This window comes from Variovorax atrisoli 110B, assembly GCF_000382045.1.
Classification (GTDB): Bacteria; Pseudomonadota; Gammaproteobacteria; order Burkholderiales; family Burkholderiaceae_C; genus Variovorax; species Variovorax atrisoli.
In genome coordinates this window covers 138,415-164,695 of record NZ_KB907452.1, presented here as the reverse complement: position 1 = coordinate 164,695, position 26,281 = coordinate 138,415, and the positions used below count along the sequence as shown (strand labels likewise).

Annotated in this window: 27 protein-coding genes; 18 read left to right on the top strand and 9 right to left on the bottom strand. The window is 66.9% G+C overall.

Annotated elements, in window-relative coordinates; genetic code table 11:
* Positions 1–123: 123 nt before the first annotated feature.
* From G369_RS0111835 to G369_RS0111800, 8 genes are all read left to right on the top strand, one after another.
* Positions 124–999, top strand: a complete 876-nt coding sequence (locus tag G369_RS0111835; RefSeq protein WP_019654214.1) for an amidohydrolase family protein — start codon at positions 124–126, stop codon at positions 997–999.
* A gap of 6 nt (positions 1,000–1,005) precedes the next feature.
* A complete protein-coding gene (locus G369_RS0111830; RefSeq protein ID WP_019654213.1) occupies positions 1,006–2,520 on the top strand; it encodes a sugar ABC transporter ATP-binding protein in 1,515 nt (504 codons plus the stop codon).
* A gap of 19 nt (positions 2,521–2,539) precedes the next feature.
* A complete protein-coding gene (locus tag G369_RS0111825; RefSeq protein ID WP_019654212.1) occupies positions 2,540–3,580 on the top strand; it encodes an ABC transporter permease in 1,041 nt (346 codons plus the stop codon).
* Between the two features lie 64 nt (positions 3,581–3,644).
* The gene (locus tag G369_RS0111820) at positions 3,645–4,601 is read left to right on the top strand and encodes an ABC transporter substrate-binding protein (protein WP_019654211.1); all 957 of its coding nucleotides are present in this window, start codon (positions 3,645–3,647) and stop codon (positions 4,599–4,601) included.
* A 143-nt stretch (positions 4,602–4,744) separates the two neighbouring features.
* The gene (locus G369_RS0111815; protein ID WP_019654210.1) at positions 4,745–6,022 is read left to right on the top strand and encodes an L-fuconate dehydratase; all 1,278 of its coding nucleotides are present in this window, start codon (positions 4,745–4,747) and stop codon (positions 6,020–6,022) included.
* An 18-nt stretch (positions 6,023–6,040) separates the two neighbouring features.
* Positions 6,041–6,817 carry an SDR family oxidoreductase gene (locus G369_RS0111810; RefSeq protein ID WP_019654209.1) on the top strand — a complete coding sequence of 259 codons (777 nt, stop codon included), beginning with the start codon at positions 6,041–6,043 and terminating at the stop codon, positions 6,815–6,817.
* 29 nt (positions 6,818–6,846) lie between these two features.
* The gene (locus G369_RS0111805; protein ID WP_019654208.1) at positions 6,847–7,176 is read left to right on the top strand and encodes an L-rhamnose mutarotase; all 330 of its coding nucleotides are present in this window, start codon (positions 6,847–6,849) and stop codon (positions 7,174–7,176) included.
* A 71-nt stretch (positions 7,177–7,247) separates the two neighbouring features.
* Positions 7,248–7,691, top strand: coding sequence for a helix-turn-helix domain-containing protein (locus G369_RS0111800; RefSeq protein WP_020723045.1), 444 nt, complete (start codon positions 7,248–7,250; stop codon positions 7,689–7,691).
* Positions 7,692–7,711: 20 nt separating this feature from the next.
* Here G369_RS0111800 and G369_RS0111795 read toward each other — a convergent pair whose 3' ends face one another.
* The 3 genes from G369_RS0111795 to G369_RS0111785 form a co-directional block, all read right to left on the bottom strand.
* Positions 7,712–9,046 (bottom strand): MFS family transporter, encoded by a 1,335-nt coding sequence (locus tag G369_RS0111795; RefSeq protein ID WP_019654206.1) that lies wholly within the window; start codon positions 9,044–9,046, stop codon positions 7,712–7,714.
* A gap of 134 nt (positions 9,047–9,180) precedes the next feature.
* Positions 9,181–10,338, bottom strand: coding sequence for an alpha-hydroxy acid oxidase (locus G369_RS0111790; RefSeq protein WP_019654205.1), 1,158 nt, complete (start codon positions 10,336–10,338; stop codon positions 9,181–9,183).
* A 129-nt stretch (positions 10,339–10,467) separates the two neighbouring features.
* Entirely contained in the window at positions 10,468–11,361 is an 894-nt protein-coding gene (locus G369_RS0111785; protein WP_019654204.1) for a LysR substrate-binding domain-containing protein, read from the bottom strand.
* 107 nt (positions 11,362–11,468) lie between these two features.
* Here G369_RS0111785 and G369_RS0111780 point away from each other — a divergent pair, with 107 nt between their 5' ends.
* Positions 11,469–13,130 (top strand): L-lactate permease, encoded by a 1,662-nt coding sequence (locus G369_RS0111780; protein ID WP_019654203.1) that lies wholly within the window; start codon positions 11,469–11,471, stop codon positions 13,128–13,130.
* On the opposite strand, the gene G369_RS0111775 is transcribed toward G369_RS0111780, so the two are convergent.
* Positions 13,108–13,743, bottom strand: a complete 636-nt coding sequence (locus tag G369_RS0111775) for a TetR/AcrR family transcriptional regulator (protein ID WP_019654202.1) — start codon at positions 13,741–13,743, stop codon at positions 13,108–13,110. The two genes, G369_RS0111780 and G369_RS0111775, sit on opposite strands and share 23 nt — an antisense overlap.
* A gap of 86 nt (positions 13,744–13,829) precedes the next feature.
* On the opposite strand from G369_RS0111775, the gene G369_RS0111770 reads away from it, so the two are divergent.
* The 7 genes from G369_RS0111770 to cynS all read left to right on the top strand — a co-directional run bounded on the left by G369_RS0111770 (position 13,830) and on the right by cynS (position 19,991).
* Positions 13,830–14,252: a nuclear transport factor 2 family protein gene (locus G369_RS0111770; RefSeq protein ID WP_019654201.1), complete on the top strand. Its 423-nt coding sequence runs from the start codon at positions 13,830–13,832 to the stop codon at positions 14,250–14,252.
* A 112-nt stretch (positions 14,253–14,364) separates the two neighbouring features.
* Positions 14,365–15,567 carry a sensor histidine kinase gene (locus G369_RS0111765; protein WP_019654200.1) on the top strand — a complete coding sequence of 401 codons (1,203 nt, stop codon included), beginning with the start codon at positions 14,365–14,367 and terminating at the stop codon, positions 15,565–15,567.
* Complete coding sequence (locus tag G369_RS0111760) at positions 15,564–16,232, top strand: response regulator transcription factor (RefSeq protein WP_019654199.1); 669 nt, start codon at positions 15,564–15,566, stop codon at positions 16,230–16,232. The genes G369_RS0111765 and G369_RS0111760 overlap by 4 nt, the downstream gene beginning before the upstream one ends.
* Before the next feature lie 169 nt (positions 16,233–16,401).
* The gene (locus tag G369_RS0111755) at positions 16,402–17,754 is read left to right on the top strand and encodes a CmpA/NrtA family ABC transporter substrate-binding protein (protein WP_019654198.1); all 1,353 of its coding nucleotides are present in this window, start codon (positions 16,402–16,404) and stop codon (positions 17,752–17,754) included.
* Between the two features lie 3 nt (positions 17,755–17,757).
* Positions 17,758–18,627, top strand: a complete 870-nt coding sequence (ntrB, locus tag G369_RS0111750; protein ID WP_019654197.1) for a nitrate ABC transporter permease — start codon at positions 17,758–17,760, stop codon at positions 18,625–18,627.
* Positions 18,628–18,658: 31 nt separating this feature from the next.
* Positions 18,659–19,498, top strand: a complete 840-nt coding sequence (locus G369_RS0111745; protein WP_019654196.1) for an ABC transporter ATP-binding protein — start codon at positions 18,659–18,661, stop codon at positions 19,496–19,498.
* 49 nt (positions 19,499–19,547) lie between these two features.
* Entirely contained in the window at positions 19,548–19,991 is a 444-nt protein-coding gene (gene cynS / locus G369_RS0111740; protein WP_019654195.1) for a cyanase, read from the top strand.
* Here the strand turns inward: cynS and G369_RS0111735 are convergent.
* Positions 19,985–20,746: an SDR family oxidoreductase gene (locus G369_RS0111735; RefSeq protein ID WP_019654194.1), complete on the bottom strand. Its 762-nt coding sequence runs from the start codon at positions 20,744–20,746 to the stop codon at positions 19,985–19,987. The two genes, cynS and G369_RS0111735, sit on opposite strands and share 7 nt — an antisense overlap.
* Before the next feature lie 173 nt (positions 20,747–20,919).
* A complete protein-coding gene (locus G369_RS0111730; protein WP_026346336.1) occupies positions 20,920–21,273 on the bottom strand; it encodes an Atu4866 domain-containing protein in 354 nt (117 codons plus the stop codon).
* A 198-nt stretch (positions 21,274–21,471) separates the two neighbouring features.
* On the opposite strand from G369_RS0111730, the gene G369_RS0111725 reads away from it, so the two are divergent.
* On the top strand, positions 21,472–22,020 hold the full coding sequence (locus tag G369_RS0111725; RefSeq protein WP_019654192.1) for a nucleoside 2-deoxyribosyltransferase: 549 nt from the start codon (positions 21,472–21,474) through the stop codon (positions 22,018–22,020).
* 8 nt (positions 22,021–22,028) lie between these two features.
* Here G369_RS0111725 and G369_RS38150 read toward each other — a convergent pair whose 3' ends face one another.
* Positions 22,029–22,352 (bottom strand): hypothetical protein, encoded by a 324-nt coding sequence (locus G369_RS38150; RefSeq protein ID WP_099047477.1) that lies wholly within the window; start codon positions 22,350–22,352, stop codon positions 22,029–22,031.
* Positions 22,353–22,593: 241 nt separating this feature from the next.
* Between G369_RS38150 and G369_RS0111715 the strand changes: the two genes are divergently transcribed.
* Positions 22,594–23,472, top strand: a complete 879-nt coding sequence (locus G369_RS0111715) for an alpha/beta hydrolase (RefSeq protein WP_026346335.1) — start codon at positions 22,594–22,596, stop codon at positions 23,470–23,472.
* A gap of 73 nt (positions 23,473–23,545) precedes the next feature.
* Here the strand turns inward: G369_RS0111715 and G369_RS0111710 are convergent, their stop codons facing one another.
* Together G369_RS0111710 and G369_RS0111705 are read right to left on the bottom strand one after the other, a co-directional pair.
* The gene (locus tag G369_RS0111710) at positions 23,546–23,923 is read right to left on the bottom strand and encodes a DUF1161 domain-containing protein (protein WP_019654189.1); all 378 of its coding nucleotides are present in this window, start codon (positions 23,921–23,923) and stop codon (positions 23,546–23,548) included.
* Between the two features lie 32 nt (positions 23,924–23,955).
* A complete protein-coding gene (locus G369_RS0111705) occupies positions 23,956–26,187 on the bottom strand; it encodes an NADP-dependent isocitrate dehydrogenase (RefSeq protein WP_019654188.1) in 2,232 nt (743 codons plus the stop codon).
* Positions 26,188–26,281 lie beyond the last annotated feature (94 nt).

Below are 26,281 nucleotides of genomic sequence, written 5' to 3'. Positions count from 1 at the left end.
TTTCGTTCTACGGGTAAGCACTCATCGGATGAGGTTGACGCTGAAAGTTCGTATGTAAATACTCTGTTCACGAATGGACTAGAGAGGCAAGGCGAACGGCAGACCTGCCGTGGCGACCCGAAAATGATCCAGCGCATCGACTCGCATCAGCACTTCTGGCGGCCCGCGCGCGGCGACTACACGTGGCTGCGTGCCGACGTGCCCGCGCTGGCGCCGCTGCTGCGCGACTTCATGCCCGCAGACCTGCAGCCGCTGCTGCATTCCCACGGCGTGAGCCGGACGGTGCTGGTGCAGGCGGCCGATTCCCTGGCCGAGACCGACTTCATGCTCGACCTCGCGGGCAGCCGCGACGAGATCGGCGGCGTGGTCGGCTGGGTCGACCTGGGCCGCGCCGACGCCGCCGCTTCACTCGAGCGGATGGCCCGGCACCCCAAGTTCAAGGGCGTGCGGCCGATGCTGCAGGACCTGCCCGAAGACGACTGGATCGCGCGCCGCCCGCACCCCGATGCGGTGGACGCCATGCTGAAGCTCGGCCTGCGCTTCGACGCGCTCGTGAATCCGAGGCACCTTCCGTGGCTCCTGCAGTTCGCGAAGCGGTGGCCGCAGCTGCCGATGGTGATCGACCACGGCGCCAAGCCGCCGGTGGGCGCCCAGGACGGCGAGGACTTCGCCCGCTGGCGCGAAGACATCGCGGCCCTGGCGGCACTGCCCCAGGTCTGCTGCAAGTTCTCGGGGCTGTGGACCGAGGCGCCGTCCTCGATGCAGCGCGATGCGGAAGTGTTCACCCGCGTGCTGCGCCCGGTGTGGGACCACCTGCTGGCGTGCTTCGGCCCCTCGCGCCTCATGTGGGGCAGCGACTGGCCCGTGCTCACGCTGGCCGGCGACTACGCAGGCTGGATCGCGGTGAGCCAGGCCTGCATCGGCAGCCTTTCCGCGTGGGAGCAGGCCGAGGTGTGGCACGGCACCGCGCAACGCTTCTACGGCCTCGCGGCGGACTGAACAGCCATGCAACCCATCGTCACCATCCGCGACCTGAGCAAGTCCTTCGCCGGCGTGCGCGCGCTCGACAGGGCGCAATTCGAGCTGCTGCCCGGCGAAGTGCATGCACTCATGGGCGAGAACGGCGCGGGCAAGTCCACGCTGATGAAGGTGCTGGCGGGCGTGTACCGCAAGGATTCGGGCGAGGTGCTGCTCGACGGCCGGCCGGTCGACATCGAAAGCCCACGCGCCGCGCAGGCGCTGGGCATCGGGATCATCCATCAGGAGCTCAACCTGATGAACCACCTGAGCGCCGCGCAGAACATCTTCATCGGCCGCGAGCCGCGCGGGCGCTTCGGCGTCTTCATCGACGAGGAAGCCATGTGCTGCGAGGCGCAGCGCATCTTCGAGCGCATGAACCTGAAGCTCGACCCGCGCACGCCGGTGGGCGAGCTCACGGTGGCCCGGCAGCAGATGGTGGAGATCGCCAAGGCGCTGTCGTTCGATTCGCGCGTGCTGATCATGGACGAGCCCACCGCCGCGCTGAACAACGAGGAAGTGGCCGACCTGTTCCGCATCATCGCGCGGCTGAAGTCGCGCGGCGTTGCCGTCGTCTATATCTCACACAAGATGGATGAGCTGAAGCGCATCGCCGACCGGGTGACCGTGATGCGCGACGGCCAGTACATCGCCACCGTGCCGATGGCGAGCACGCCGATGGACACGCTCATCGCGATGATGGTCGGGCGCCAGCTCGCCGAGGCCGAGCACGAGATGCCCGACACCTCCGCCAACGAAGTGGTGCTGGAGGCCAGGGGCATCCGCAGGGGCGGCATGGTGCGCGACGCGAGCTTCGTGCTGCGGCGCGGCGAGATCCTGGGCTTTGCCGGGCTCATGGGCGCGGGCCGCACCGAGCTGGCCCGTGCCGTGTTCGGCGCCGACCGCATCGACGCGGGCGAAGTCTTCGTGAAGGGCCGGAAGGCAGCCATCGCCTCGCCGCAGGACGCAGTGGCCCACGGCATCGGATACCTCTCGGAAGACCGCAAGCACTTCGGCCTCGCCACCGGCATGGACGTCGAGACCAACATCGCGCTCGCGAGCATGAAGCGCTTCCTGTCGGCAGGCTTCTTCGTCGACCAGGCGGCGCTGGCATCGGCCGGCGAGCGCTACGTGCGGCAGCTCGGCATCAAGACGCCGTCGGTGCGCCAGCAGGTGCGGCTGCTGTCGGGCGGAAACCAGCAGAAGATCGTCATCGCCAAGTGGCTGCTGCGCGACTGCGACGTGCTCTTCTTCGACGAGCCCACGCGTGGCATCGACGTGGGCGCCAAGGCCGAGATCTACCGCCTGCTCAATGAACTGGCCGCGCAGGGCAAGGCCATCGTCATCATCTCCTCGGAGCTGCCCGAGATCCTGCGCATGAGCCACCGCGTGCTCGTGATGTGCGAGGGCCGCATCACCGGCGAACTCTCGGCGCGCGAGGCCTCGCAGGAAAAGATCATGCAGCTCGCCACCCGGCGCGAGACCGCACAAGCCGCCCCCTGAACACGACCGGAGACTGCCCTTGACGACCCCCACCGTGACCACCACCGCCGCTGCGCCGGGCTTCTCGCCGAAGTCGCTGAAGGACCGGCTCCTGCGTCCCGCCACGCGGCAGAAGCTCCTGGCCTTCGCCAGCCTCGTCGTGCTGATGGTGTTCTTCAGCTTCGCCTCGCCGCAGTTCCTGCAGGCCGACAACCTCGTGGGCATTCTGCAGTCGACCGCGGTGAACGGCGTGCTCGCCATCGCCTGCACCTTCGTCATCATCACCTCGGGCATCGATCTCTCGGTGGGCACGCTGATGACCTTCTGCGCCGTCATGACCGGCGTGGTGCTCACCTACATGGGCATGCCGCTGTGGCTGGGCATCTGCGCGGCCATCTTCTTCGGGGCGCTCAGCGGCTTCGTCTCGGGCCTGCTGATCGCCAAGCTGAAGATCCCGCCCTTCATCGCGACGCTGGGCATGATGATGCTGCTCAAGGGCCTGTCTCTGGTGATCTCGGGCACCAAGCCGATCTACTTCAACGACACGCCGGGCTTCACCGCCATCTCGCAGGACTCGCTGATCGGCGACATCGTTCCGGCGCTGCCCATTCCCAACGCGGTGCTGATCCTCTTCCTGGTGGCGGTGGCCGCGAGCATCGTGCTCAACAGGACCCTGCTCGGGCGCTACACCTTCGCGCTCGGCAGCAACGAGGAGGCGGTGCGCCTGTCGGGCGTGAACACCGACTTCTGGAAGATCGTGGTCTACACGGTCAGCGGCGGCATCTGCGGCATCGCGGGGCTGCTGATCGCCTCGCGGCTGAACTCGGCGCAGCCCGCGCTGGGGCAGGGCTACGAACTCGACGCCATCGCGGCGGTGGTCATCGGCGGCACCTCGCTCAGCGGCGGCACCGGCACCATCGTGGGCACCATCATCGGCGCCTTCATCATGAGCGTGCTCACCAATGGCCTGCGCATCCTGTCGGTCGCGCAGGAATGGCAGACGGTGGTCACGGGCGTGATCATCATCCTGGCCGTGTACGCCGACATCCTGCGCCGCCGCAGCGGCAGCAAGGTGCATTGAACTTCCTGCCTTCCTTCCTGCCTCCCCGATCCGTTCGTTCCCCCACAACCACAGGAGACATCGCATGATCCAGAGAAGAACAGTCGTCGCTTGCGCGCTGGGCGCGACCCTTGCCAGCGTGTCGGCGTTCGCGCAGGCACAGCAGGCGCAGGAGGTCTACGTCCCGCTCGTGTCCAAGGGCTTCCAGCACCAGTTCTGGCAGGCGGTGAAGCAGGGCGCCGAGCAGGCCGCCAAGGACCTGAAGGTGAAGGTGAGCTTCGAGGGCCCCGAGACCGAGGCCATGGTCGACAAGCAGATCGACATGCTCTCGGCCGCGCTCGCCAAGAAGCCGCAGGCCATCGGCTTCGCCGCGCTCGACAGCCAGGCCGCGATTCCGCTGCTGAAGAAGGCGCAGGCCGCGAAGATCCCGGTGGTGGCCTTCGACTCGGGCGTGGACAGCGACATTCCCGTCACCACGACCACCACCGACAACAAGGCCGCCGCGGCGCTGGCCGCCGACAAGATGGCCGAGCTCATCGGCAAGAGCGGCGAGGTGGCGCTGGTGGTGCACGACCAGACCAGCCGCACCGGCGTCGACCGGCGCGACGGCTTCGTCAACCGCATCAAGTCGACCTACCCCAACATCAAGATCGTGAGCGTGCAGTACGGCGGCGGCGACCAGCTGAAGTCCACCGAGATCACCAAGTCGATCCTGCAGGCGTCGCCCAACATCAAGGGCATCTTCGGCGCCAACGAGGGCTCGGCCATCGGCGTGGTCAACGGCGTGAAGGAGATGAAGCGCACCGGCAAGGTCGTGGTCATCGGCTACGACTCGGGCAAGCAGCAGAAGAACGCGATCATGGACGGCAGCATGGCCGGCGCCATCACGCAGAACCCGGTGGGCATGGGCTACAAGACCGTCGAGATGGCGGTGAAGGCCATCAAGGGCGAGAAGCTGCCGAAGATCGTCGACACCGGCTTCTTCTGGTACGACAAGACCAACATCGCCGACCCCAAGATTGCGGCGGTGCTTTACGACTAGGCGGAGCAAGCACAGCCGAACACAGAACAAAGTCGAGGTGCGCAAAGGCCTCAAAAAGACTGCAGATCATTTCTCGATTTCGTCTTTCGCGCCCCCTGCGCTCGGCTGTCCGATCTCCCTTCGATCCCTCCAGACAGATTCAAATGACCATCGTCCGCTCCATGCGCGTGCTCGACGTGCGCTTTCCCACCTCGCAGCATCTGGACGGTTCGGATGCGATGAACCCCGACCCCGACTACTCGGCGGCCTACGTCGTGCTCGAGACCGACCAGCCCGGGCTGGAGGGCCACGGCCTCACGTTCACCATCGGCCGCGGCAACGAGATCTGCTGCGCGGCCATCGAGGCCATGCGGCATCTCGTTGTGGGGCTCGACCTCGCATGGGTGGCCGAGGACATGGGCCGCTTCTGGCGGCACGTGACCTCCGACAGCCAGCTGCGCTGGATCGGCCCCGACAAGGGCGCGATCCATCTCGCGACCGGCGCGATCGTCAATGCGATGTGGGACCTGTGGGCCAAGTCCGAAGGCAAGCCCGTGTGGCAGCTGGTGGCCGACATGTCGCCCGAGGAACTGGTGCGCTGCATCGACTTCCGCTACATCACCGACTGCATCGCGCCCGACGAGGCGCTCGCGCTGCTGCGCGAGGCATCGAAGGGCAAGCAGGAACGCATCGCCACGTTGAAGGCCGAGGGCTACCCCTGCTACACCACCTCCGCCGGCTGGCTGGGCTACCCCGACGAGAAGCTGCGGCGGCTCGCGCAGGAGGCGATCGACGCGGGCTTCGGCCACATCAAGCTCAAGGTGGGGCGCGACCTGCAGGACGACATTCGCCGCCTGAAGGTGGCGCGCGAGGTGCTCGGGCCGGACCGGCACCTGATGATCGACGCCAACCAGGTCTGGGAGGTGGGCCAGGCCATCGACTGGGTGCGTCAGCTCGCCTTCGCCAGGCCGTGGTTCATCGAGGAGCCCACCAGCCCCGACGACGTGGAGGGCCACCGCAGGATCCGCGAGGGCATCTCGCCCGTGAAGGTGGCCACGGGCGAGATGTGCCAGAACCGCATCATGTTCAAGCAGTTCATCATGCGCGGCGGCATCGACGTGGTGCAGATCGACGCCTGCCGCCTCGGCGGCGTGAACGAGATCCTCGCGGTGATGCTGATGGCCGCGAAGTACAAGCTGCCCGTATGCCCCCATGCGGGCGGCGTGGGGCTGTGCGAGTACGTGCAGCATCTCTCGATGATCGACTACCTCTGCATCTCCGGCACTCGCGAGGGCCGCGTGGCCGAGTACGTCGATCACCTGCACGAGCATTTCGTGGAGCCCTGCGAAGTCCGCAATGCGGCCTACCTGCCGCCGAAGCGGCCGGGCTTCTCCATCGAGATGAAGGCGCAATCGCTGGAGCAGTACCGCTTTCGCGGATAAGGAAAGGCATCGCACGACATGGACCTGCATCTGAAGGACAAGGTGGTGATCGTCACCGGCGGCGGCAGCGGCATCGGCGCGGCCATCTCGACGACGCTGGCGCAGGAAGGCGCGGTGCCGGTGATCCTCGGCAAGAACCCGCTCGATGCGTCCTTCGAGGAAGGGCTTCGCGGGCTGCAGCCGCGCACGCGCTTCTTCCAGCTGGAGCTGATGGAAGAGGCTGCCTGCGCCAAGGCCGTTGCCGACACGGCTGCCGAGTTCGGCCGCATCGACGGGCTGGTCAACAACGCGGGCGTGAACGACAGCGTGGGGCTGGAGGCGGGGCGCGATGCATTCGTCTCCTCGCTGGAGCGCAACCTCATCCACTGCTACGTGATGGCGCACCACTGCCTGCCGCACCTGAAGGCGAGCAGGGGCGCCATCGTCAACATCTCGTCGAAGACGGCGGTCACGGGGCAGGGCAACACCAGCGGCTATACGGCGGCCAAGGGCGCGCAGCTGTCGCTCACGCGCGAATGGGCCGCCTCGTTGCTGGAGGACGGCGTGCGCGTGAACGCGGTGATCCCGGCCGAGGTGATGACGCCGCTCTACCAGCGTTGGATATCCGCCTTCGACGAGCCCGACCGCAAGCTCGCCGACATCACCGACAAGATCCCGCTGGGCCGCCGCATGACCACGCCCGAGGAGATCGCGAGCAACGTCGTGTTCCTGCTGTCGGAGCGGGCCTCGCACACGACCGGTCAATGGGTGTTCGTGGATGGCGGCTACACGCACCTGGACCGTGCGCTGACCTGATCGCTTCGCAGTCCTGACTGGAGTTGTGCATGCGCCATTTCCTTGCTCTCGATTTGAAAGACGACCCGGCACTGATCGCCGAATACGAGGCTTATCACCGCGATATCTGGCCCGAGGTGCGCGCGCATCTGGATTCGCATGGCGTGACGGCCATGGAAATCCATCGGATCGGCACGCGGATGGTGATGCTGATGGAAACCGACGACGCCCGCTACGACGCCCAGGCAATGGCGCTCGCCACGCGCACCGATCCGAAGATCAGGCAGTGGGAAGAGCTGATGTGGAAGTTCCAGGCACCCACGCCATGGACGCCGGAAGGCGAGAAATGGACCGCGATGCAGCAAATCTTCTGCTTGTAATCAAAAGATTCAAGTTTGATCGAGCTTCGGTTTTTTGCCCGGGTTTACATTTACTGGGCACAATGCCGGCCATGCCAAACATTGCATCCATTCTTAAATCCGAGATCTCGCGCGTCGCCCGCAAGGAAGTTCGCGCGGAAATGGAAACCCTCAAGAAGGCATCGGTTCACCATCGTGCGGCCATTGCGGCATTGCGCCGCCAGATCAGTTCGCTGGAAAAGGAACTGCGCAACGTCGCCAAGGGCACCTCCCGCGGCGTGCGGGCGAGCGCACCGGACGATTCCGGCGATGAAGGTCCCAAGCGCAGGTTCAGCGCCGGCCGCCTGGCTGCGCATCGCGCGAAGCTGGGCATCTCCGCCGCCGCCTACGGAAAGCTGGTCGGCGTTTCCGGCCAGACGATCTATCACTGGGAACAGGGCAAGGCCAGGCCCAGGGCCGCGCAGCTGCTGAGCCTCGCGGCCGTGCGAGGGCTAGGCAAGCAGCAGGTGGCACAGCGGCTGGAAGGGGCGGAATAGCCCCTTTTTTATTGCCCGCCTCAGTGATCGTGGTGCAGGTAGCTCGCCTGCCTCGGCAGCCTCAGGCTCACGAGGAAGGCGATGACCATCATCGCGCTCACGTACCAGAAGAAGGCCGATTCGTGCCCCATTGACTTGAGGCCCAGCGCCACGTATTCGGCCGAGCCCCCGAAGATCGCGTTTGCCACCGCGTAGGCCAGCCCCACGCCCAGGGCGCGCACTTCGGGCGGGAACATCTCGGCCTTCACGATGCCGCTGATCGAGGTGTAGAAGCTCACGATGGCCAGCGCCACGATGATGAGCACGAATGCCAGCACCGGGCTCGTGGTGTGCTGCAGCGCGGTGAGGATGGGCACCGTCGTCAACGCGCCGAGTCCGCCGAACAGCAGCATGTTGTTGCGCCTCCCGATGCGGTCCGACAGCGCGCCGAACACCGGCTGCATGCACATGTAGACGAAGAGCGCGCAGGTCATCACGTAGCTCGCCGTCTTGATCGGCAGGTGCACCGTGTTCACCAGGTACTTCTGCATGTAGGTGGTGAAGGTGTAGAAGATCAGCGAGCCGCCGGCCGTGTAGCCCAGCACCGTGAGGAACGCCGGCGTGTGGTGCCTGAAGAGGCCGCCGATGCTGCCGGCCTCCTTGTTCTTCCTGGCCTCGTCGGTCTGCGTCTCGTGCAGCGTGCGGCGCAGCAGCAGCGCCACCACCGCGGCGATGGCGCCGATCACGAAGGGAATGCGCCAGCCCCACGCCTTGAGCTCGGCCTCGGTCAGCAACTGCTCGAGCACCACGATGACGAGCACCGCGAGCAGCTGTCCGCCGATCAGCGTGACGTACTGGAACGACGAGAAGAAGCCGCGCTGCCCGCGCAGCGCCACCTCGCTCATGTAGGTGGCGGTGGTGCCGTATTCGCCGCCCACCGAGAGGCCCTGGAACAGCCGGCAGACCAGCAGCAGGAAGGGCGCCCATGCGCCGATCTGCGCATAGGTGGGCAGGAAGGCGATGACCAGCGAGCCGCCGCACATCATCGTCACCGAGATCAGCATCGAGGTCTTGCGCCCCAGCCGGTCGGCCAGCCGGCCGAAGAGCCATCCGCCGATGGGCCGCATGAGGAAGCCCGCCGCGAACACGCCCGCGGTGTTCAGCAGTTGCGCTGTGGGGTCGGACTTGGGAAAGAAGGCCGGCGCGAAGTACAGCGCCGAGAAGGCGTACACGTAGAAGTCGAACCATTCGACCAGGTTGCCGCAGGAGGCCGCCATGATCGCGAAGACGCGGTGGCGTTTTTCTTCGGCCGTGTAGTGCGGGGGAGATGAAGCAGAGGCCGCTGGGCCTCCCGAGGTAGGCGTGACTGCGCTCATGGTGCCTTCTTGTGCCGTGCAGGCAATGTGTTGTTTCCAAAACATTCTGCGCCGGCATGTGGCGCGCGCGTGTCGGCCGATGCCGCATCGGCCTCCCTCCGACATGGCTTTCCGGGGGGGGCTCGGGTGCTAGCTCAGAAGGTACCCGGCAGCAGGATGCTCGAGTCGACCTCGTCGATGTTCGTGCGGCCGCAGAAGGCCATCGTGATGTCGAGCTCCTTCTGGATGATCTGCAGCGCGCGCGTCACGCCTTCCTGCCCGAAGGCGCCCAGGCCGTAGAGGAAACTGCGGCCGATGAGCGTGCCGCGGGCGCCCAGCGCGCGGGCCTTGAGCACGTCCTGCCCGCTGCGGATGCCGCCGTCCATCCACACCTCGATCTCGCTGCCCACCGCATCGACGATGGCCGGCAGCGCCGCGATGGAGGAGGGCGCGCCATCGAGCTGGCGGCCGCCGTGGTTCGACACGATGAGCGCGTCGGCGCCGCTGGAGGCCGCGAGGCGCGCGTCCTCCACGTCCATGATGCCCTTGAGGATGAGCTTGCCGCCCCAGAGCTTCTTGATCCACTCCACGTCGGCCCAGCTCAGCGCGGGGTCGAACTGCTCGGCGGTCCACGACGACAGCGACGACAGGTCCTTCACGCCCTTGGCATGGCCCGCGATGTTGCCGAAGGTGCGGCGCTTCGTGCCCAGCATGCCCATGCACCAGCGCGGCTTGGTGGCGAGGTTGATGAGGTTCTTGAGGGTGGGCTTAGGCGGTGCGGTGAGGCCGTTCTTGATGTCCTTGTGGCGCTGGCCGAGGATCTGCAGGTCGAGCGTGAGCTGCAGGGCGGTCACGTTGGCGGCCTTGGCGCGCTCGATCAGGCGCTCGATGAAGTCGCGGTCCCTCATCACGTAGAGCTGGAACCAGAAGGGATGGCGGCCGGTGTTCTCGGCGATGTCTTCCAGCGAGCAGATGCTCATGGTGGACAGCGTGAAGGGAATGCCGAAGGCCTTGGCGGCGCGCGCGCCGAGGATCTCGCCGTCGGCGTGCTGCATGCCGGTGAGCCCGGTGGGGGCGATGGCCACGGGCATCGCGGTTTCCTGGCCGACCATGGTGGTGCGCAGCGAGCGGCCCTCCATGTTCACCGCCACGCGCTGGCGCAGCTTGATCTTCTGGAAGTCGCTCTCGTTGGCGCGGTAGGTGCCCTCGGTCCACGCGCCGGAGTCGGCGTAGTCGTAGAACATCTTCGGCACGCGCCGCTTGGCGATCACCCGCAGGTCTTCGATGTTGGTGATCTTGGAAAGGTCGGGCACGGGCGGTCTCCTGGCGGGTTCTCTTGGTGGATCGGCGGAAGCTAACCGGCCATTATCTGCAGGCAGGGCGGGGCGCCACCTGAAAAAAGCCGGCCCTGCTGCTGAAAAAAATTCAGCCCGACAGCCTGATCAGGCCGCGCGCTCGCGCAAGGCCTCGCGCAGCCATTCGACGAAGGTGGCGCACTCCCACCGCTCCATGGCGCCGGGCTTCCAGCACAGGAAGTAGGCGTTGGGCGAGGGCACGCTGCGCCGCGACAGCCGCACCAGCCGGCCGTTGTCGAGCCAGGCGCTGCCCAGGCGCAGGTGCATCAGCACCACGCCGAAGTCTTCCGCCGCGGCATCCAGCGCCAGCCCGAGGTCGTTGAACTGATGGCCCGTGGCGGGCTCGGGCAGGCCGATGCCGCAGGCCTTGAACCAGGTGCGCCACGACTCCAGCGGCGTGCGCAGCAGCTGCGCACGCGACACCTCGGCGTCGGTCTCGAAGCCTCCGAAGGGGCCGTGGCGTTCGAGGTAGGCGGGGCTGCACACCGGCGAGACGTCGTCGGCCAGCAGCTGGGCGAACTCGCGGTCATGGAAGGGACCGGTGCCGAAGCGCAGCTCGATGTCGGCCTCTTCCGCCGTGGTGTTGCGCACCGGCATGGTCACCTGCAGCATCAGCTCGATGTTCGGGTATGCGTCGCGAAAGCGCGCCAGCCGCGGCAGCAGCATCTGGCGCGAGAAGGTCGGCGTGACCGCCACGCGCAGCCGCCGCACCTGCGACTCGGGCTCGCGCCCCGGCACCTGCCGCAACGCAGCGATGGCCTCGCGCACGCGCGCCAGGTAGGCCATGCCGTCGGCGCTGAGGCTGAAGTCGCTGCCGGTGAAGAACTTGAGTCCGAGCAGCAGCTCGAGCTGGCGGATACGGTGGCTCACGGCGCTGGGCGTCACGGCGAGCTCCTCGGCCGCGAGGTTCACGCTGCGCAGCCGTGCGACGGCCTCGAAGGCCTGCAGGCCCTGTGTCGAGGGGAGACGCGGAGAAACCATCTTTTGTCGGAAGGGGTAGCGGGGTAGGATGGTATCGAACGCTTCCGGCCCTGCCCCGGCCGAAGCACCGGCTCAGAAGAATTCCCAAAACAACAGGAGACGAGCGCATGGTCTGGCAACAGGTTTACAACCCCTTCGGCAACATGATCGTATCGACGGCGCTGGCCGCGATACCGGTGGTGGTGATGCTGGTGTGCCTCGGGTTGCTTCACGTCAAGGCGCACTATGCGGCGGGGCTGGGCCTGCTGAGCGCTGTGCTCATCGCGGTGTTCGCCTTCGGCATGCCGGCCGACATGGCGGGCAAGGCCGCCTTCCTCGGCGGCATCACCGGCCTGCTGCCCATCGGCTGGATCGTGCTGAACATCATCTTCCTGCAGCAGCTCACGCAGCAGAACGGCAGCTTCCAGATACTGCAGGACTCCATCGCCGGCATCACGGAAGACAGGCGCCTGCAGCTGCTGCTCATCGCGTTCGCCTTCGGCGCCTTCTTCGAGGGCGCGGCGGGCTTCGGCACGCCGGTGGCGGTCACCGCGGCCATCCTCATCGGGCTCGGGTTCTCGCCGCTGGCGGCATCGGGGCTCTCGCTCATCGCGAACACCGCGCCGGTGGCCTTCGGCGCATTGGGCACGCCGGTCATCACGCTGGCCAAGGTGCATGGCTACGACCTGATGGCGGTCACCGCGATGATCGGGCGGCAGTTGCCGTTCTTCTCGCTGCTGGTGCCCTTCTGGCTCATCTGGGCCTTCGCGGGGCGCAAGGGAATGATGGAGGTGTGGCCGGCCATCCTGGTGACGGGCGTGTCCTTCGCGATTCCGCAGTTCCTGGTGTCGAACTACATCGGGCCGGAGCTGGTGGACATCATCGCGGCGATCGTCTCGATGGTGTGCCTGGTCGCGTTCCTGCGCGTGTGGAAGCCGAAGAAGGTCTGGACCTCGGTGTCGCTCAAGGGGCACGAGGCCGATGGCGGCGAGGCCTCCGCGGCCGTCGCGCCGACGAAGCATTCCAGCGCCGCCGTGATCCGCGCCTGGACGCCATGGCTCATCCTCACCGTGTTCGTGTTCATCTGGGGCCTGCCCTCGGTGAAGACCTGGCTCAACGGCATCTTCGCGCCGAGCTTCCCGATCGACGGGCTGCACAACATGGTCGAGAAGGTGGCGCCGGTGGTGCCCAAGCCGACGAAGGAGGGCGCCGTCTACCAGCTGCTGCTGCTCTCGGCCACGGGCACCGGCATCCTGGTGTCGGCGCTCGTGGGCGGGCTGGTGATGAAGTACAACCCGATCCAGCTCGTGGCCGCCTACGGCCGCACGCTGTGGCTGGTGAAGTTCTCGCTGCTCACCATCGTGCTGATGCTCGCGCTGGGCACGCTCACGCGCTACTCGGGGCTGGACACCACGCTCGGCCTGGCCTTCGCCAACACCGGCGTGCTGTATCCCTTCTTCGGCACGCTGATGGGCTGGCTGGGCGTGGCGCTCACGGGCTCCGACACCGCATCGAACGTGCTCTTCGGCGGCATGCAGAAGGTGGCGGCCGACCAGCTCGGCCTGAGCCCGAACCTGATGGGCGCGGCCAACAGCTCGGGCGGCGTGATGGGCAAGATGATCGATGCGCAGTCGATCGTGGTGGCTTCCACCGCCACGCGCTGGTTCAACCACGAAGGCGAGATCCTGCGCTACGTGTTCTTCCATTCCATCGCGCTGGCCTGCCTTGTGGGCTTATACGTGACGCTGCAAGCCTACGTGTGGCCGTTCACGCTGATGGTCGTGAAGTGACGGCTGCCGAGGCGGGCAGCGTCGCTGCCAGCGCCTGAAGCAGCCGGCGCAGGTCGTCGACCGCTTCGCGCGCGAGCGCGGCGCCGCCCATCTGCGCCTTGACGATGGCGCCGTCGACGCCCAGCGCGGCGGCCTGCGCAACGGCCATGCGGCGCGGGCTTTCCAGCGATTCGGGCAGCAGCCCGGCGATCACCTCGACCATCTCGCGCTTGTGCTCGCGCGAGATGTCGCTCGCGCCGCTCACGCTGCCGCCCACCTCGACCACCGAGTTGATGAAGGCGCAGCCGCGGAAGGCCGGGTCGGCGAACCATTCGGCCATGGCGTCGGCCAGCACCTCCAGCGCCTGGCCGCCGCCGATGCGCTGCTGCGCGCCGAGCCGGCCGAGCGCATCGACGAACCATGCCATCCACAGGCCGTGGCGGTGATCGAGGAAGGCCCGCACCAGGTCGTCCTTCGAGGGGTAGTGCCGGTAGAAGGTGACCTTGGTGACGCCCGATGCGGCGATGACGCGGTCGATGCCCGTGGCGCGGATGCCGTCGGCGTAGAAGAGGTCGTGCGCGGTGCGAAGGATGCGCTCGCGCGCCGGTAGTTCGGAGATGGAGGAGATGTCCATGGCGCGATTGTAGGCATGTAGACAGGTCTGTCTACATGTGGCACATTCCGGCGCATTCCCCTTCAACCTCGATCGAAAGAACCGCCATGGAATCACGCCCGCCGCTGCCGCCCTTCACCCTCGAATCCGCCACGCAGAAGGTGCAGGCCGCCGAAGACGCCTGGAACTCGCGCGACCCCGTTCGCGTGAGCCTGGCCTACACGCCCGACACCGAATGGCGCAACCGCGCCGAGTTCGTCAACGGCCGCGAGCAGGTGGTGGAGTTCCTTTCGCGCAAGTGGGCGCGCGAGCTCGACTACCGCCTGAAGAAGCAGCTCTGGGCCTTCATGGACAACCGTATCGCGGTGCGCTTCGAGTACGAGTGGCACGACGACGCGGGCCAGTGGTATCGCAGCCACGGCAACGAGAACTGGGAGTTCGCGGAGAACGGCCTGATGCAGAGGCGCTTCGCGAGCATCAACGACCAGCCCATCAAGGAATCGGACCGCAAGTTCCACTGGGCGCGCTGAGCCGCGCTGAGCCGCGCTGAGCCGCGCTGAACTGCGTTGTTCCCGCGTTGTCCCCTCTCCCCGAGGGGAGAGGGAGAAGATCCCGGGCACGGCTGTTGCTTGCTTTTGGTGCATGGAGACGCCCGTACTGAACCCCGCCGCCAGCCACCCGCTGTGGCAGCACCAGCTCGGCCTGCTGCTGGAATCGACGGGCGAGGGCATCTTCGGCATCGACCTCGACGGCCACTGCATGTTCATCAACCGGGCCGGCGCGCAGATGCTCGGCCATGAGGTGGGCGACGTGCTCGGCTCCAACATGCACGAGCTCACGCACCACTCGCACCCCGACGGCTCGCATTACGCCGATACCGACTGCCCCATCTTCAACGCCTTCCGGCGCGGCCTGCCCTGCCGCATCGACACCGAGGTGTTCTGGCGGCGCGACGGCAGCGCCTTCGCGGTCGAGTATTCGAGCCACCCGATCATGGACGGCACGCAGGTGCGCGGCGCCGTCATCACCTTCGTCGACATCACCGAACGCCGGCGCCAGGCGGAGGCGCTTCAGCAGGCCAAGGACGAACTCGGCCTGCGCGTGCAGGAGCGCACCCGCGAGCTCAGCGATGCGCTGGCGCAGCTGCGCGAGCTCTCCGCATGGCTCGACAAGGTGCGAGAGGAGGAGCGCACCCGCATCGCACGGGAGGTGCACGACGAACTCGGCAGCCTGCTGGTGGCGCTGAAGATGGACGTCAACTGGATCGGCAAGCGCCTGGGCGAACAGCAGGAGCGCACGCCCGACGCGGCGCAGGCCATGCGCGAGCAGATGCGCTGCAAGTGCACGAACATGAGCCAGCTCATCGAGCGCGCGGTCGACAACGTGGGGCGCATCATCACCGACCTGCGCCCCAGCATCCTCGACCACCAGGGCCTGTGGGCCGCGCTCGAATGGCAGGCGCACGAGTTCGTGCAGGCGGCCGAGCTGGAGCTGGACTGGCGCTTCGACGTGCCGCCCGGCGTGGAGCTGCCCGAGCCCGCGGCCATCGCGGTGTTCCGGATCTTCCAGGAGATGCTGAGCAACGTCGGGCGCCATGCCAGGGCGAGCAGCCTCGACATCCGCATCGGCGTCGAGCAGGCGCGGCTGAGCATCAGCGTGCGAGACGACGGCGTCGGCGCGCCGGCGCAGGCCTTCGAGGCCGCCACCTCCTACGGCGTGCTCGGCATGCGCGAGCGAGCGCGCCACTTCGGCGGGCGCATCGACATCGAGAGCCGCGTGGGCGAGGGCAGCACCTTTCGCCTTCAACTGCCGCTGCACGTGGATGCGCACGGAGGCGCGCAATGAGCGACATCCGCGTGCTCATCGGCGACGACCACCGCATCGTGCGCGAGGGCCTGAAGCAGATGCTGGGCGACCTCTCCAACGGACTGCCCGCGATGGTCGTGCGCGCCGAGGCGCAGACCGGCCCCGAGGTGCTGGAAGCCGTGCAGGCGCTCGGCGGACCCGAGGGCCTCGACGTGGTGCTGCTCGACATTGCCCTGCCCGGCCGCGACGGGCTCGACGTGCTGCAGGCGCTGCGCAAGCAATGGCCATCGCTTCCGGTGCTGATGCTGAGCACCTATCCGGAGAAGCAATACGCGGTGCGCTGCATCAAGCTGGGCGCATCGGGCTATCTCAACAAGAGCGCCGACGCCGACGACATGGTCGGTGCGGTGCGCAAGGTGGCGGGCGGCGGCCTCTACGTGTCCGCGGCCACGGCCGAGGCCTTGGCCACGGCCGTGGGGCGAGGCGCCGGGCAGGGCGCCGAGGTGCTCTCGCACCGCGAGCACCAGGTGTACCGGCTGCTCAGCGCGGGGCACAGCGTGAGCGAAATCGGTGCGCAGCTGGGCCTGGCGCCCAATACCGTGAGCACATATCGCGCACGCATCCTCGAGAAGACCGGCACCAAGAACGACGTGGAGCTGGCCCTGTATGCCGAACGCCACGGCAAGCAGGGCTCTCCAGGCTGAAAAGAGCCCGAACGCGCCGCCGGCGTGCACCGGCTTGTAGTGCCAGCCCTACAAGGCCTCGACATCGGCGGCACGATCTGATGCCGCGAGCTCCGCAATGGCCTGCGCAGGGACTTTCCGGCCCGGCGCTTGCAACGGCGGCTGCATCTTTCCAACGAGGTGCACCACCATGTCCGACCCGCACGAACCGACCGCCTGCGATCCCTACGATGCCGACCGGCCACTGAACATGCGCTGCGCCTGCGGGCGCGTGCATGGCGCGGAGCGCGCAGGCGTGCTGCCGCAGGACAAGCTCGAGGCCAGCCTCATGAAGGCGCTGTTCCCCGTCGACAGCGTGCGGCGCGGCTTCCTGCGCGCCGTGGGCGCGGGCACCGCGCGCGCGGCCATCGCCTCGGTGTTTCCGCTGGGCGCGCTGCAGGCCATGGCGCAGGAGAAGGCGCCGCTGGAGAAGACGAAGCTCAAGATCGGCTTCATTCCCATCACCTGCGCCACGCCGCTCATCATGGCGCACCCGCTGGGCTTCTATCAGAAGCAGGGCCTCGACGTGGAGGTGGTGAAGACGGCGGGCTGGGCGCTCATCCGCGACAAGATGCTCAACAAGGAGTACGACGCCACGCACTTCCTGTCGCCGATGCCGCTGGCCATCTCGATGGGCGCGGGCTCCAACGCGGTGCCCATGAACGTCGCGACCATCCAGAACACCAACGGCCAGGCCATCACGCTGGCCAACAAGCACAAGGACAAGCGCTACCCCAAGACCTGGAAGGGCCTGAAGTTCGCCGTGCCCTTCGAGTACAGCATGCACAACTTCCTGCTGCGCTACTACGTGGCGGAAGCGGGCCTGAACCCCGACACCGACATCCAGATCCGCGTGGTGCCGCCGCCCGAGATGGTGGCCAACCTGCGCGCCGGCAACATCGACGGCTACCTCGGCCCCGATCCGTTCAACCAGCGCGCGGTGTTCGAGGAGATCGGCTTCATCCACCTGCTGACCAAGGACCTGTGGAACGGCCACCCGTGCTGCGCCTTCGGTACGTCGAGCGAGTTCATCGAGAAGAACCCGAACACCTTCGCCGCCCTGGTGCGCTCGGTGCTCACCGCGTCGGCCATGGCGCGCGATCCGAAGAACCGCGAACTCATCGCCAAGGTGATCGCACCCGCGCAATACCTGAACCAGCCCGAGACCGTGCTCACGCAGGTGCTCACCGGCAAGTTCGCCGACGGCCTGGGCAACATCCGCACCGTGCCGGACCGCGCCGACTTCGACCCGATCCCCTGGCAGTCGATGGCCGTGTGGATGCTCACGCAGATGAAGCGCTGGGGCTACGTGAAGGGCGACATCGACTACAGGCGGATCGCCGAGAAGGTCTTCCTGCTCACCGACGCGAAGAAGCGCATGAAGGACCTGGGCCAGCCGGTGCCCGACGGGGCGTACCCGAAGTTCACCATCATGGGCAAGGTGTTCGACCCCGCGAAGCCCGACGACTACCTCAAGAGCTTCGCCATCGCGAAGATGGCCTGAGCCATGCGGAAGAAGGCTCTTTCGTTCAAGGCGGCGCTGGTGTCGCTGCTGATGTTCCTGCTGCTGGTGGGCGTGTGGCAGGTCGCCACCGCACCGGCCGGCGGCACCTCCGCCGCGGCAGGCATGACCGCCGAGCAGATCGAATACCAGAAGATGCTCGGCAAGGACCCCACGCAGGGCCAGGTGAAGAGCTCGGGCTTTCCCACGCCCGCCGAGATGGCCGCCACCGCGTGGAAGCACCTGTCGAATCCGTTCTACGACAACGGCCCCAACGACAAGGGCATCGCCATCCAGCTGGCCTGGTCGCTGGCGCGCGTGGGCCTGGGCTTCGCGCTGGCGTGCATGGTGGCGGTGCCGCTGGGCTTCGTCATCGGCATGTCGCCGCTGCTGCACAAGGCCTTCGACCCCTTCATCCAGGTGCTCAAGCCGATCTCGCCGCTGGCGTGGATGCCGCTGGCGCTCTACACCATCAAGGACTCGTCGGTCAGCGGCATCTTCGTGATCTTCATCTGCTCTGTCTGGCCGATGCTGCTGAACACCGCCTTCGGCGTGGCCTCGGTCAAGCGCGAATGGCTCAACGTGGCCAGCACGCTCGAGGTGAAGCCGCTGCGCCGCGCGTTCCGCGTCATCCTGCCGGCGGCGGCGCCCACCATCCTCACGGGCATGCGCATCAGCATGAGCATCGCGTGGCTGGTCATCGTGGCGGCCGAGATGCTGGTGGGCGGCACCGGCATCGGCTACTTCGTGTGGAACGAGTGGAACAACCTGTCGCTCACCAACGTGATCTTCGCGATCCTGCTGATCGGCGTGGTGGGCATGTTGCTCGACCAGGCCTTCGCGGCGCTGCAGCGGAAGGTGACCTATGTGGAGTGAGCGCGCCGTTCCCGCAGCCCGAGGTGAAGCCATGACCCAGCCTGTCGTTTCCGCTGCCGTGGAGGCGCCGGGCGCCCGCGGCTTCCTGCGCGTGGAGGGCCTTGCCAAGGCCTTCATGCCCGCGCGGCCCGTGTTCGCCGAAGTGTCGTTCACGCTCGATCGCGGCGAGTTCGTCTGCATCATCGGCCACTCGGGCTGCGGCAAGACCACCATCCTCAACGTGCTGGCGGGCCTCGACCAGGCGAGCGCGGGCCATGTCTTCATGGATGGGCGAGAGGTATCCGGCCCCAGCCTGGAGCGCGGCGTGGTGTTCCAGAGCCATGCGCTCATGCCGTGGCTCACGGTGCGCAGGAACATCGCCTTCGCGGTAGTCTCGCGCTGGCCCGAGTGGTCGGCCGCGCAGGTCGATGCGCAGGTGGAGCGCTTCGTCGCCATGGTCGGACTGCAGGCGGCCATCGACAAGAAGCCCTCGCAGCTCTCGGGCGGCATGAAGCAGCGCGTGGGCATCGCCCGCGCCTTCGCCATCAGCCCCAAGATGCTGCTGCTCGACGAGCCCTTCGGCGCCCTCGACGCGCTCACGCGCGGCACCATCCAGGACGAGCTGATGGCCATCGTGCGGCAGACGCAGCAGACCGTCTTCATGATCACGCACGACGTGGACGAGGCCATCCTGCTGGCCGACCGCATCCTGCTCATGAGCAACGGCACCGACCTGCCGCAGGGCGGGTACCGCGCGGGGAACATCGTCGAGACGGTGGTCAACCCGCTGCCGCGCGAGCGCACGCGCGCCTCGCTGCACCACCTCGACGGCTACTACGCGCTGCGCAACCACATCGTCGATTTCCTCGTCACGCGCGCGAAGGCGGCGTGACCTCGCCTTCACCCCTTCATCACGTTCATATCGATCAGGAGCAAACCCCATGAACCGCAACGACGTCACCGAGAAGATCATCGCCACCAAGGTCAGCAAAGGCATCCAGTGGGCCGACGTGGCCACGAAGGTCGGCCTCTCGAAGGAGTGGACCACCGCCGCCTGCCTCGGCCAGATGACGCTCGACGACAAGCAGGCGAAGATCATCGGCAAGATCTTCGGCCTCACCGCCGAGGAGCAGAAGTGGCTGAAGGTCGTGCCCTACAAGGGCTCGCTGCCCACGCCGGTGCCCACCGATCCGCTCATCTACCGCTGGTACGAGGTGGTGAGCGTGTACGGCACCACCATCAAGGAACTGATCCATGAGGAATTCGGCGACGGCATCATGAGCGCCATCGACTTCAGCATGGACATTCAGCGCGAGGCCGACCCGAAGGGCGACCGCGTCAACGTGGTGCTGTCGGGCAAGTTCCTGCCCTACAAGACCTACTGAGCGTATTCGGCCGGGCGCGGCCTCTGCTGCCTGGCAGGCGGGCGCATCGCACCGGCCGTGATGCCGTAGCCCTCGATGGCGCCCGCGATCGAGCGTGCCACCGCATCCACGGGCACCGCGATGCGCCGGTTGGTGCGCATGCGTTCGCGTGCGTAGCTGGCCGCGATGCGCTCGGCCAGCGGATCGATGGGGCCGTGCACGTCGGGGCTCACCACCGTCACGTGCAGCCGGCCGGCATGCTCCTGCCGCAGGCCCTCGGAGACTGCGTTCACCGCATACTGCGTGCCGTGGTACACCGCCGAGCCCGGCGACAGCCCATGCATTGCCACCGGCGCCACGTTCACGATGTGGCCCCAGCCCTGCTCCTGCATCGTCGGCAGCACCGCTGCGATGCCCAGCAGCACGCCGCGCAGGTTCACGTCGATCATGAGCTCCCACTCCTCGATCTTGCGGTTCCACAGCGGTGACATCGGCATCACGCCCGCGGCGTTGACGAGCACGTCGATCTGCTCGTGCGTCTCGAGCGCGAATTCGGCGAATGCTTCCATGTCGGGCCGGTGCGTCACGTCGAGGCGCTGGTAGCTCGCCGTGCCGCCCGTGGCCGTGATCTCCGCCGCCAGCGCGGCGAGCCTGTCGGTGCGGCGCGCACCGAGCACCACCTTGGCGCCGCGCCGCGCAAGCAGCCTGGCGGTCGCTTCGCCGATGCCGCTGCTCGCGCCGGTGATGAGTACGACTTTTTCCTGGATCGTGGTCATGGTGAACTCCTCGTGCTGATCTGTCTGCCGTGGGGCACACACTGGAATGAGCGTGAGCCGGGCATGCAGAGAAGTGTGCGTTTTCGCGGGCCCGAAGCGGTAGACGAATCGAACGCGGTTTTTGCCTGATCCTGCAAAACGCGATGCCGACTGCGTCCGCCGCTTCGCCCGGCTCAGCGCCGCGTAGTGCTTTCGCGGTAGAGCACCATGCCCGCGTGGTACAGCACGCCGTCGCGGAACTCGCCGTCGGCCGTGAAGCCGGTGTCGTCGACGTAGTCGATGTGGTTGCCCGTCAGTCTGTAGCTGCCCCGGTAGGCGCTCGGGCGCGTGCCGCGCGCCTCGTCGTAGCGGCCGTTGGGGAGCAGTTCGTGGCGGATGTGGCCGTCTTGTGTCACCCACATGCCCACGAAGCGGTTCGGGTCTTCGAGCAGCCTGGGGCGTTGGGGTTGTGCCTGCGAAGGGCCCGAGGCCATGGCAAGTGATAGCGAGAGCGCGGTGAGTGCGCCTGTGCGACGTGCGGTGTTCATGGTGCGCCTTGGTTAGTGGATGGAGCGTCCATTCTTGAAAAAGGCGCGGGTGGGGCGTTAGTCGCTTCGTGCGAGTTTCTTGCCTGATTCCCCGAAGCCGCATCGGCCGGTGCTGCCGGCCGATGCATCCATCGGTAATTCGCTTTGCACCATGTCGCAAGGATTGAGCAAGAGCCGGAAATCGCGGATGCTGCGCCGATGGACAACAAGCCTTCCCCGAACACGGCCCGCCCGCGCATCTACCTCGCGGGGCCCGACGTCTTTCGCCCCGACGCCAGGGCGCATTTCGTCAGGTTGTCGGCCGCCTGCGACGCAGCCGGCCTCGCGGCCCTGCTGCCGGCGGACGGCAACGAAGAGCAGACCTCCGATGCGCCCGAGAAGCAGATCTACGAAGCCAACATGCAGCGCCTACGCGGCGCCGATGGCGTGGTCGCCAATCTTGCGAGCTTCAGGGGCATGGAGCCAGATTCCGGCACCGTGTTCGAGGTCGGCGCGGCGATCGCGCTGGGCATCCCGGTCGTTGCCTACGGCGTGCCCGAAGGCAGCTACGCAGACCGCGTACGCGCCGCGCTGCCATGCGAGGTCGACGCGAACGGCGTGCTGCGCGAAGCCGGCTCCGGCATCGCGGTCGAGGACTTCGGGCAGCAGCTGAACCTGATGCTGGCGTGTTCGATCCACATCGAGGCGACGCCGGAGGCGGCTCTGCGGAAGATGGCCGCGCTGCTCGCCGGCGGCGGGCCACGATAGACGGCGAGTTACGCGGGTTTCGCGAGCGTCTCTTCGGCGATCAGCGCGTCATGCAGTTGCGATGTGCTGCTCTCGACTGCGCTGATGCAGCGCTGAAGCTCTGCGTTGGCGAGGCGAAGCAGCGCACCCAGTTCGCTGCGTGAGGTCGCCATCTCTTCGAGTTCGCTTGTACGTTCGGGAGCGATGAGCTTTTCAATGCAGGCATGGGCTTGCAGAACCTCATTCAATTGCGCTGCGTCGTCGCAAGCCTTGCGGGCGAGCGCGTCAATTGCGGAGTCGGGGGATGCGGCAGAGGTGCCGGGGTGCGTGAAAACGGAAGCGGGTCGAGCCACGAGTGATCTCCATGTGTGCGGTTGTGTCGCAGAGGTGAATCAGGCTTCCAAACCCGGTCACGCCAGCTCGGCGCGACGCGGCAGTATATCCAGGGGAAGTCTCTGAGCGCGGTCGAGCCCAAGCGGCAGAAGAGGATGCATGTCTGCTGTCCACCACGCGACAAAAGCAGGAAACCCCTGATCGAATCGCCGCGTACCAGCCCCTAGGATCGGCTCCATCAATCACTGAATGGAGCACTGCATGCCGACCACCGAGACCCACTTCGAGCTCACCGCCAACGACGGCGTCACGGTGGAGGTTCATCGGTGGCTTGGTACGGTGACGAAGCCGCGCGCCATCGTCCAGCTCGCGCACGGCATGGGCGAGCATTCGCTGCGCTACCGGCATCTGGCCGAATCGCTGGTGCAGGCGGGCTACGCGGTCTATGCGAACGAGCATCGCGGCCATGGCAAGGGCGCGCAGGCGCGCGGCGAGCTGGGCGAGTTCGGTCCGCGCGCGTTCGCCGGGCTGGTGGACGACATGGCGCTGCTGAGCCGCCATGTGCGCGGCTTGCATCCGGGCCTGCCGCTGATCCTGCTGGGCCACAGCATGGGTTCGTTCGCGCTGCAGTACTACCTGGTCGAGCACGGCTCGCTGCTCGCGGGTGCTGCGCTGTCCGGCACTTCGGCGCTCGACCTGCTGGGAACCGCGCTGCAGTCGGGCTTCAAGCTGGAAGACATGAACGCCGCGCTGCCCGACGTGCGCACGCCCTTCGACTGGCTCAGCCGCGATCCGGCGCAGGTCGATGCGTACATCGCCGATCCGCTGTGCGGCTTCACGGTCTCGCCGGAGGGGCTGGGCTCGATGTTCGCGAAGCTGGGCGACCTCACGCCGGAGGCGATGCGCAAGACCATCCGCCCCGAGCTGCCCCTGTACCTTTTCATCGGCGGCGAAGATCCGGTGAGCAACAAGGCCGAGTGGTTCTACCCGCTGGTGGAGCGCTATCGCCAGGCGGGGCTGCGCGACGTGTCGTGCCACGTCTTCGGCGGCGCGCGTCACGAGGCGCTGAACGAGACCAACCGCGACGAGGTCGAGGCGGTGCTGCTCGCGTGGATCGCGCGGGTGGTGGCAAAGGGCTGAAGAGCCGGATCGATCCGGCCACAGGAATGAATGGGGCGGGCAGGGCCGGGCGGCAGGCGCCGCCGGGTTGCCGTTACTGTCGTCTGCAGTCGCCCATGGTCACGGTGCCGTCCTTGCACTCGGTGATCATGGGTTCGTCCGCGCCCTGGGCCGGAGCCGGCTTCGGGGCGGAAGATGCAGGGATAGATGCGGGAGCAGGAGCCGGTGCAGCCCCAGCGTCCTTCAGATAGACGACTTTCTTCGTGCCGAGCTCGCAGCTGCCCACCACCTGTCCGTCGGCCGATGCGTTGGCATCGACGACGGTGACGGTGAAGCGCGCCACGCCGCTCGCGGCGATCTTCTGTTCGATGCGGGTGCGCAGGGCCTCGCAGTCCTCGGCCGCGTGTGCGCTGACCGCCGCGCCGGCCAGGGCCAGCACGGCGGGAAGCATCGCGAGCCTGAAGGGCTTCATGGCTGCCGCCCGCACGAGGTCGATCGACCTTCTTACGCCGAGGCCAGCGCCGCGTTCAGCGTGGCGCTCGGGCGCATGATGGCCGAGAACTTGACCGGGTCGGCCAGGTAGTAGCCGCCGATGTCCACCGGCTTGCCCTGCACGGCCGCGAGCTCGTCGACGATCTTCTGCTCGTTGGCTGCGAGCGTCTCGGCCAGCTTGGCGAAGGCGGCCTGGAGCTCCAGGTCTTCGGTCTGCGCGGCCAGTTCCTGCGCCCAGTACATCGCCAGGTAGAACTGGCTGCCGCGGTTGTCGAGCTGGCCGGTCTTGGGCGAGGGGTTCTTGTTGTTGTCGAGCAGCTTGCCGGTGGCCGTGTCCAGCGTCTTCGCCAGGATGGCCGCCTTCTTGTTGTTCGTCTTCAGGCCCAGGTCTTCCAGGCTCACGGCGAGCGCGAGGAATTCGCCCAGCGAGTCCCAGCGCAGGTGGTTCTCTTCCACCAGCTGCTGCACGTGCTTGGGAGCGGAGCCGCCCGCGCCGGTCTCGTACATGCCGCCGCCGGCCATCAGCGGAACGATCGACAGCATCTTGGCGGAGGTGCCCAGTTCCATGATGGGGAACAGGTCGGTCAGGTAGTCGCGCAGGATGTTGCCGGTGGCGCTGATGGTGTCCAGGCCGCGGACCACGCGCTCCAGCGTGTAGCGCATGGCGCGCACCTGGCTCATGATCTGGATGTCCAGGCCCGCGGTGTTGTGCTCGTGCAGGTACATCTTGACCTTGGTGATCAGCTGCGCCTCGTGCGGACGGTAGGCGTCGAGCCAGAACACCACCGGCATGCCGGAGTTGCGCGCGCGGTTGACTGCCAGCTTGACCCAGTCGCGGATCGCGGCGTCCTTGACCTGGCACATGCGCCAGATGTCGCCCTGTTCCACTTCTTGGCTCATCAGCACTTCGCCGGTGTCCAGGTCGGTGATGTTGGCGACGCCGTCCTCGGCGATCTCGAAGGTCTTGTCGTGCGAGCCGTATTCCTCGGCCTTCTGGGCCATCAGGCCCACGTTGGGCACGGTGCCCATGGTCCTGGGGTCGAAGGCGCCGTGCCACTTGCAGAAGTTGATGATCTCCTGGTAGATGCGGGCGAAGGTCGATTCGGGCATCACGGCCTTCACGTCCTTCAGGCGGCCGTCGGCGCCCCACATCTTGCCGCCGTTGCGGATCATCGCGGGCATGGATGCGTCCACGATGATGTCGTTGGGCGAGTGGAAGTTGGTGATGCCCTTGGCCGAGTCGACCATCGCCAGCTCGGGGCGGTGCTCGTGGCAGGCGTGCAGGTCGCGCTTGATCTCGTCCTGCGTGCTCTGCGGCAGCGTGGCGATCTTGTTGTAGAGGTCGACCATGCCGTTGTTGACGTTGATGCCCAGCTCGTCGAACAGCTTGCCGTGCTTCTCGAAGGCTTCCTTGTAGAAGATCTTCACGCAGTGGCCGAACACGATGGGGTGCGAGACCTTCATCATGGTGGCCTTCACGTGCAGCGAGAACATCACGCCGGTCTTGTGCGCGTCCTCGATCTCCTTTTCATAGAAGGCCAGCAGCGCCTTCTTGCTCATGAACATGGAGTCGATGATCTCGCGGTCGAGCAGGGCGACTTTGGGCTTGAGCACGATGGTCTTGCCGCTCTTGGTGATCAGCTCCATCTTGACGTTGCGCGCGCGGTCGAGCGTCATGGACTTCTCGCCGTGGTAGAAGTCGCCGCCGTGCATGTGCGAGACGTGCGAGCGCGAGGCCTGGCTCCAGTCGGCCATGCTGTGCGGGTTCTTGCGCGCGTATTCCTTCACGGCCTTCGGTGCGCGGCGGTCGGAGTTGCCTTCGCGCAGCACGGGGTTCACGGCGCTGCCGGTGCACTTGTTGTAGCGCGCGCGGATGTCCTTGTCCTCGTCCGTGGTCGGGTTCTCGGGGTAGTCGGGGATCTTGTAGCCCTTGCCCTGCAGTTCCTTGATGGCGGCCTTCAGCTGCGCGACCGAGGCGCTGATGTTGGGCAGCTTGATGATGTTGGCTTCGGGCTTGAGCGTGAGCTTGCCCAGCTCGGCGAGGTTGTCGGGCACCTTCTGCTCGTCGCTCAGGTAGTCGGGGAATTCGCCCAGGATGCGGGCCGCCACGGAGATGTCGCTGGTCTCGACGTTGATCCCGGCCGGATTCGTGAAGGCGCGAATGATGGGCAGAAACGCGTAGGTCGCCAGCAGGGGCGCCTCGTCGGTGAGGGTGTAGACGATGGTGGGTTGCTTCGAGCTCATGCGCTTGCTTCCGTAGATCCTGGTTGTCGGGTTGGCTGGAACTTCCGGCTGTCCGGGGGGTGGCCCGTTTTTGCCGGAGCCCCCGATTGTCGCC

Bases quoted from the DNA above. Each gene is read 5' to 3' on its own strand.
- G369_RS0111835 (WP_019654214.1), top strand. From the start codon at position 124: ATGATCCAGCGCATCGACTCGCATCAGCACTTCTGGCGGCCCGCGCGC.
- G369_RS0111830 (WP_019654213.1), top strand. From the start codon at position 1,006: ATGCAACCCATCGTCACCATCCGCGACCTGAGCAAGTCCTTCGCCGGC.
- G369_RS0111820 (WP_019654211.1), top strand. From the start codon at position 3,645: ATGATCCAGAGAAGAACAGTCGTCGCTTGCGCGCTGGGCGCGACCCTT.
- G369_RS0111815 (WP_019654210.1), top strand. From the start codon at position 4,745: ATGACCATCGTCCGCTCCATGCGCGTGCTCGACGTGCGCTTTCCCACC.
- G369_RS0111810 (WP_019654209.1), top strand. From the start codon at position 6,041: ATGGACCTGCATCTGAAGGACAAGGTGGTGATCGTCACCGGCGGCGGC.
- G369_RS0111805 (WP_019654208.1), top strand. From the start codon at position 6,847: ATGCGCCATTTCCTTGCTCTCGATTTGAAAGACGACCCGGCACTGATC.
- G369_RS0111800 (WP_020723045.1), top strand. From the start codon at position 7,248: ATGCCAAACATTGCATCCATTCTTAAATCCGAGATCTCGCGCGTCGCC.
- G369_RS0111795 (WP_019654206.1), bottom strand. From the start codon at position 9,046: ATGAGCGCAGTCACGCCTACCTCGGGAGGCCCAGCGGCCTCTGCTTCA.
- G369_RS0111785 (WP_019654204.1), bottom strand. From the start codon at position 11,361: ATGGTTTCTCCGCGTCTCCCCTCGACACAGGGCCTGCAGGCCTTCGAG.
- G369_RS0111780 (WP_019654203.1), top strand. From the start codon at position 11,469: ATGGTCTGGCAACAGGTTTACAACCCCTTCGGCAACATGATCGTATCG.
- G369_RS0111775 (WP_019654202.1), bottom strand. From the start codon at position 13,743: ATGGACATCTCCTCCATCTCCGAACTACCGGCGCGCGAGCGCATCCTT.
- G369_RS0111770 (WP_019654201.1), top strand. From the start codon at position 13,830: ATGGAATCACGCCCGCCGCTGCCGCCCTTCACCCTCGAATCCGCCACG.
- G369_RS0111765 (WP_019654200.1), top strand. From the start codon at position 14,365: ATGGAGACGCCCGTACTGAACCCCGCCGCCAGCCACCCGCTGTGGCAG.
- G369_RS0111760 (WP_019654199.1), top strand. From the start codon at position 15,564: ATGAGCGACATCCGCGTGCTCATCGGCGACGACCACCGCATCGTGCGC.
- G369_RS0111755 (WP_019654198.1), top strand. From the start codon at position 16,402: ATGTCCGACCCGCACGAACCGACCGCCTGCGATCCCTACGATGCCGAC.
- ntrB (WP_019654197.1), top strand. From the start codon at position 17,758: ATGCGGAAGAAGGCTCTTTCGTTCAAGGCGGCGCTGGTGTCGCTGCTG.
- G369_RS0111745 (WP_019654196.1), top strand. From the start codon at position 18,659: ATGACCCAGCCTGTCGTTTCCGCTGCCGTGGAGGCGCCGGGCGCCCGC.
- cynS (WP_019654195.1), top strand. From the start codon at position 19,548: ATGAACCGCAACGACGTCACCGAGAAGATCATCGCCACCAAGGTCAGC.
- G369_RS0111735 (WP_019654194.1), bottom strand. From the start codon at position 20,746: ATGACCACGATCCAGGAAAAAGTCGTACTCATCACCGGCGCGAGCAGC.
- G369_RS0111730 (WP_026346336.1), bottom strand. From the start codon at position 21,273: ATGAACACCGCACGTCGCACAGGCGCACTCACCGCGCTCTCGCTATCA.
- G369_RS0111725 (WP_019654192.1), top strand. From the start codon at position 21,472: ATGGACAACAAGCCTTCCCCGAACACGGCCCGCCCGCGCATCTACCTC.
- G369_RS0111715 (WP_026346335.1), top strand. From the start codon at position 22,594: ATGCCGACCACCGAGACCCACTTCGAGCTCACCGCCAACGACGGCGTC.
- G369_RS0111710 (WP_019654189.1), bottom strand. From the start codon at position 23,923: ATGAAGCCCTTCAGGCTCGCGATGCTTCCCGCCGTGCTGGCCCTGGCC.
- G369_RS0111705 (WP_019654188.1), bottom strand. From the start codon at position 26,187: ATGAGCTCGAAGCAACCCACCATCGTCTACACCCTCACCGACGAGGCG.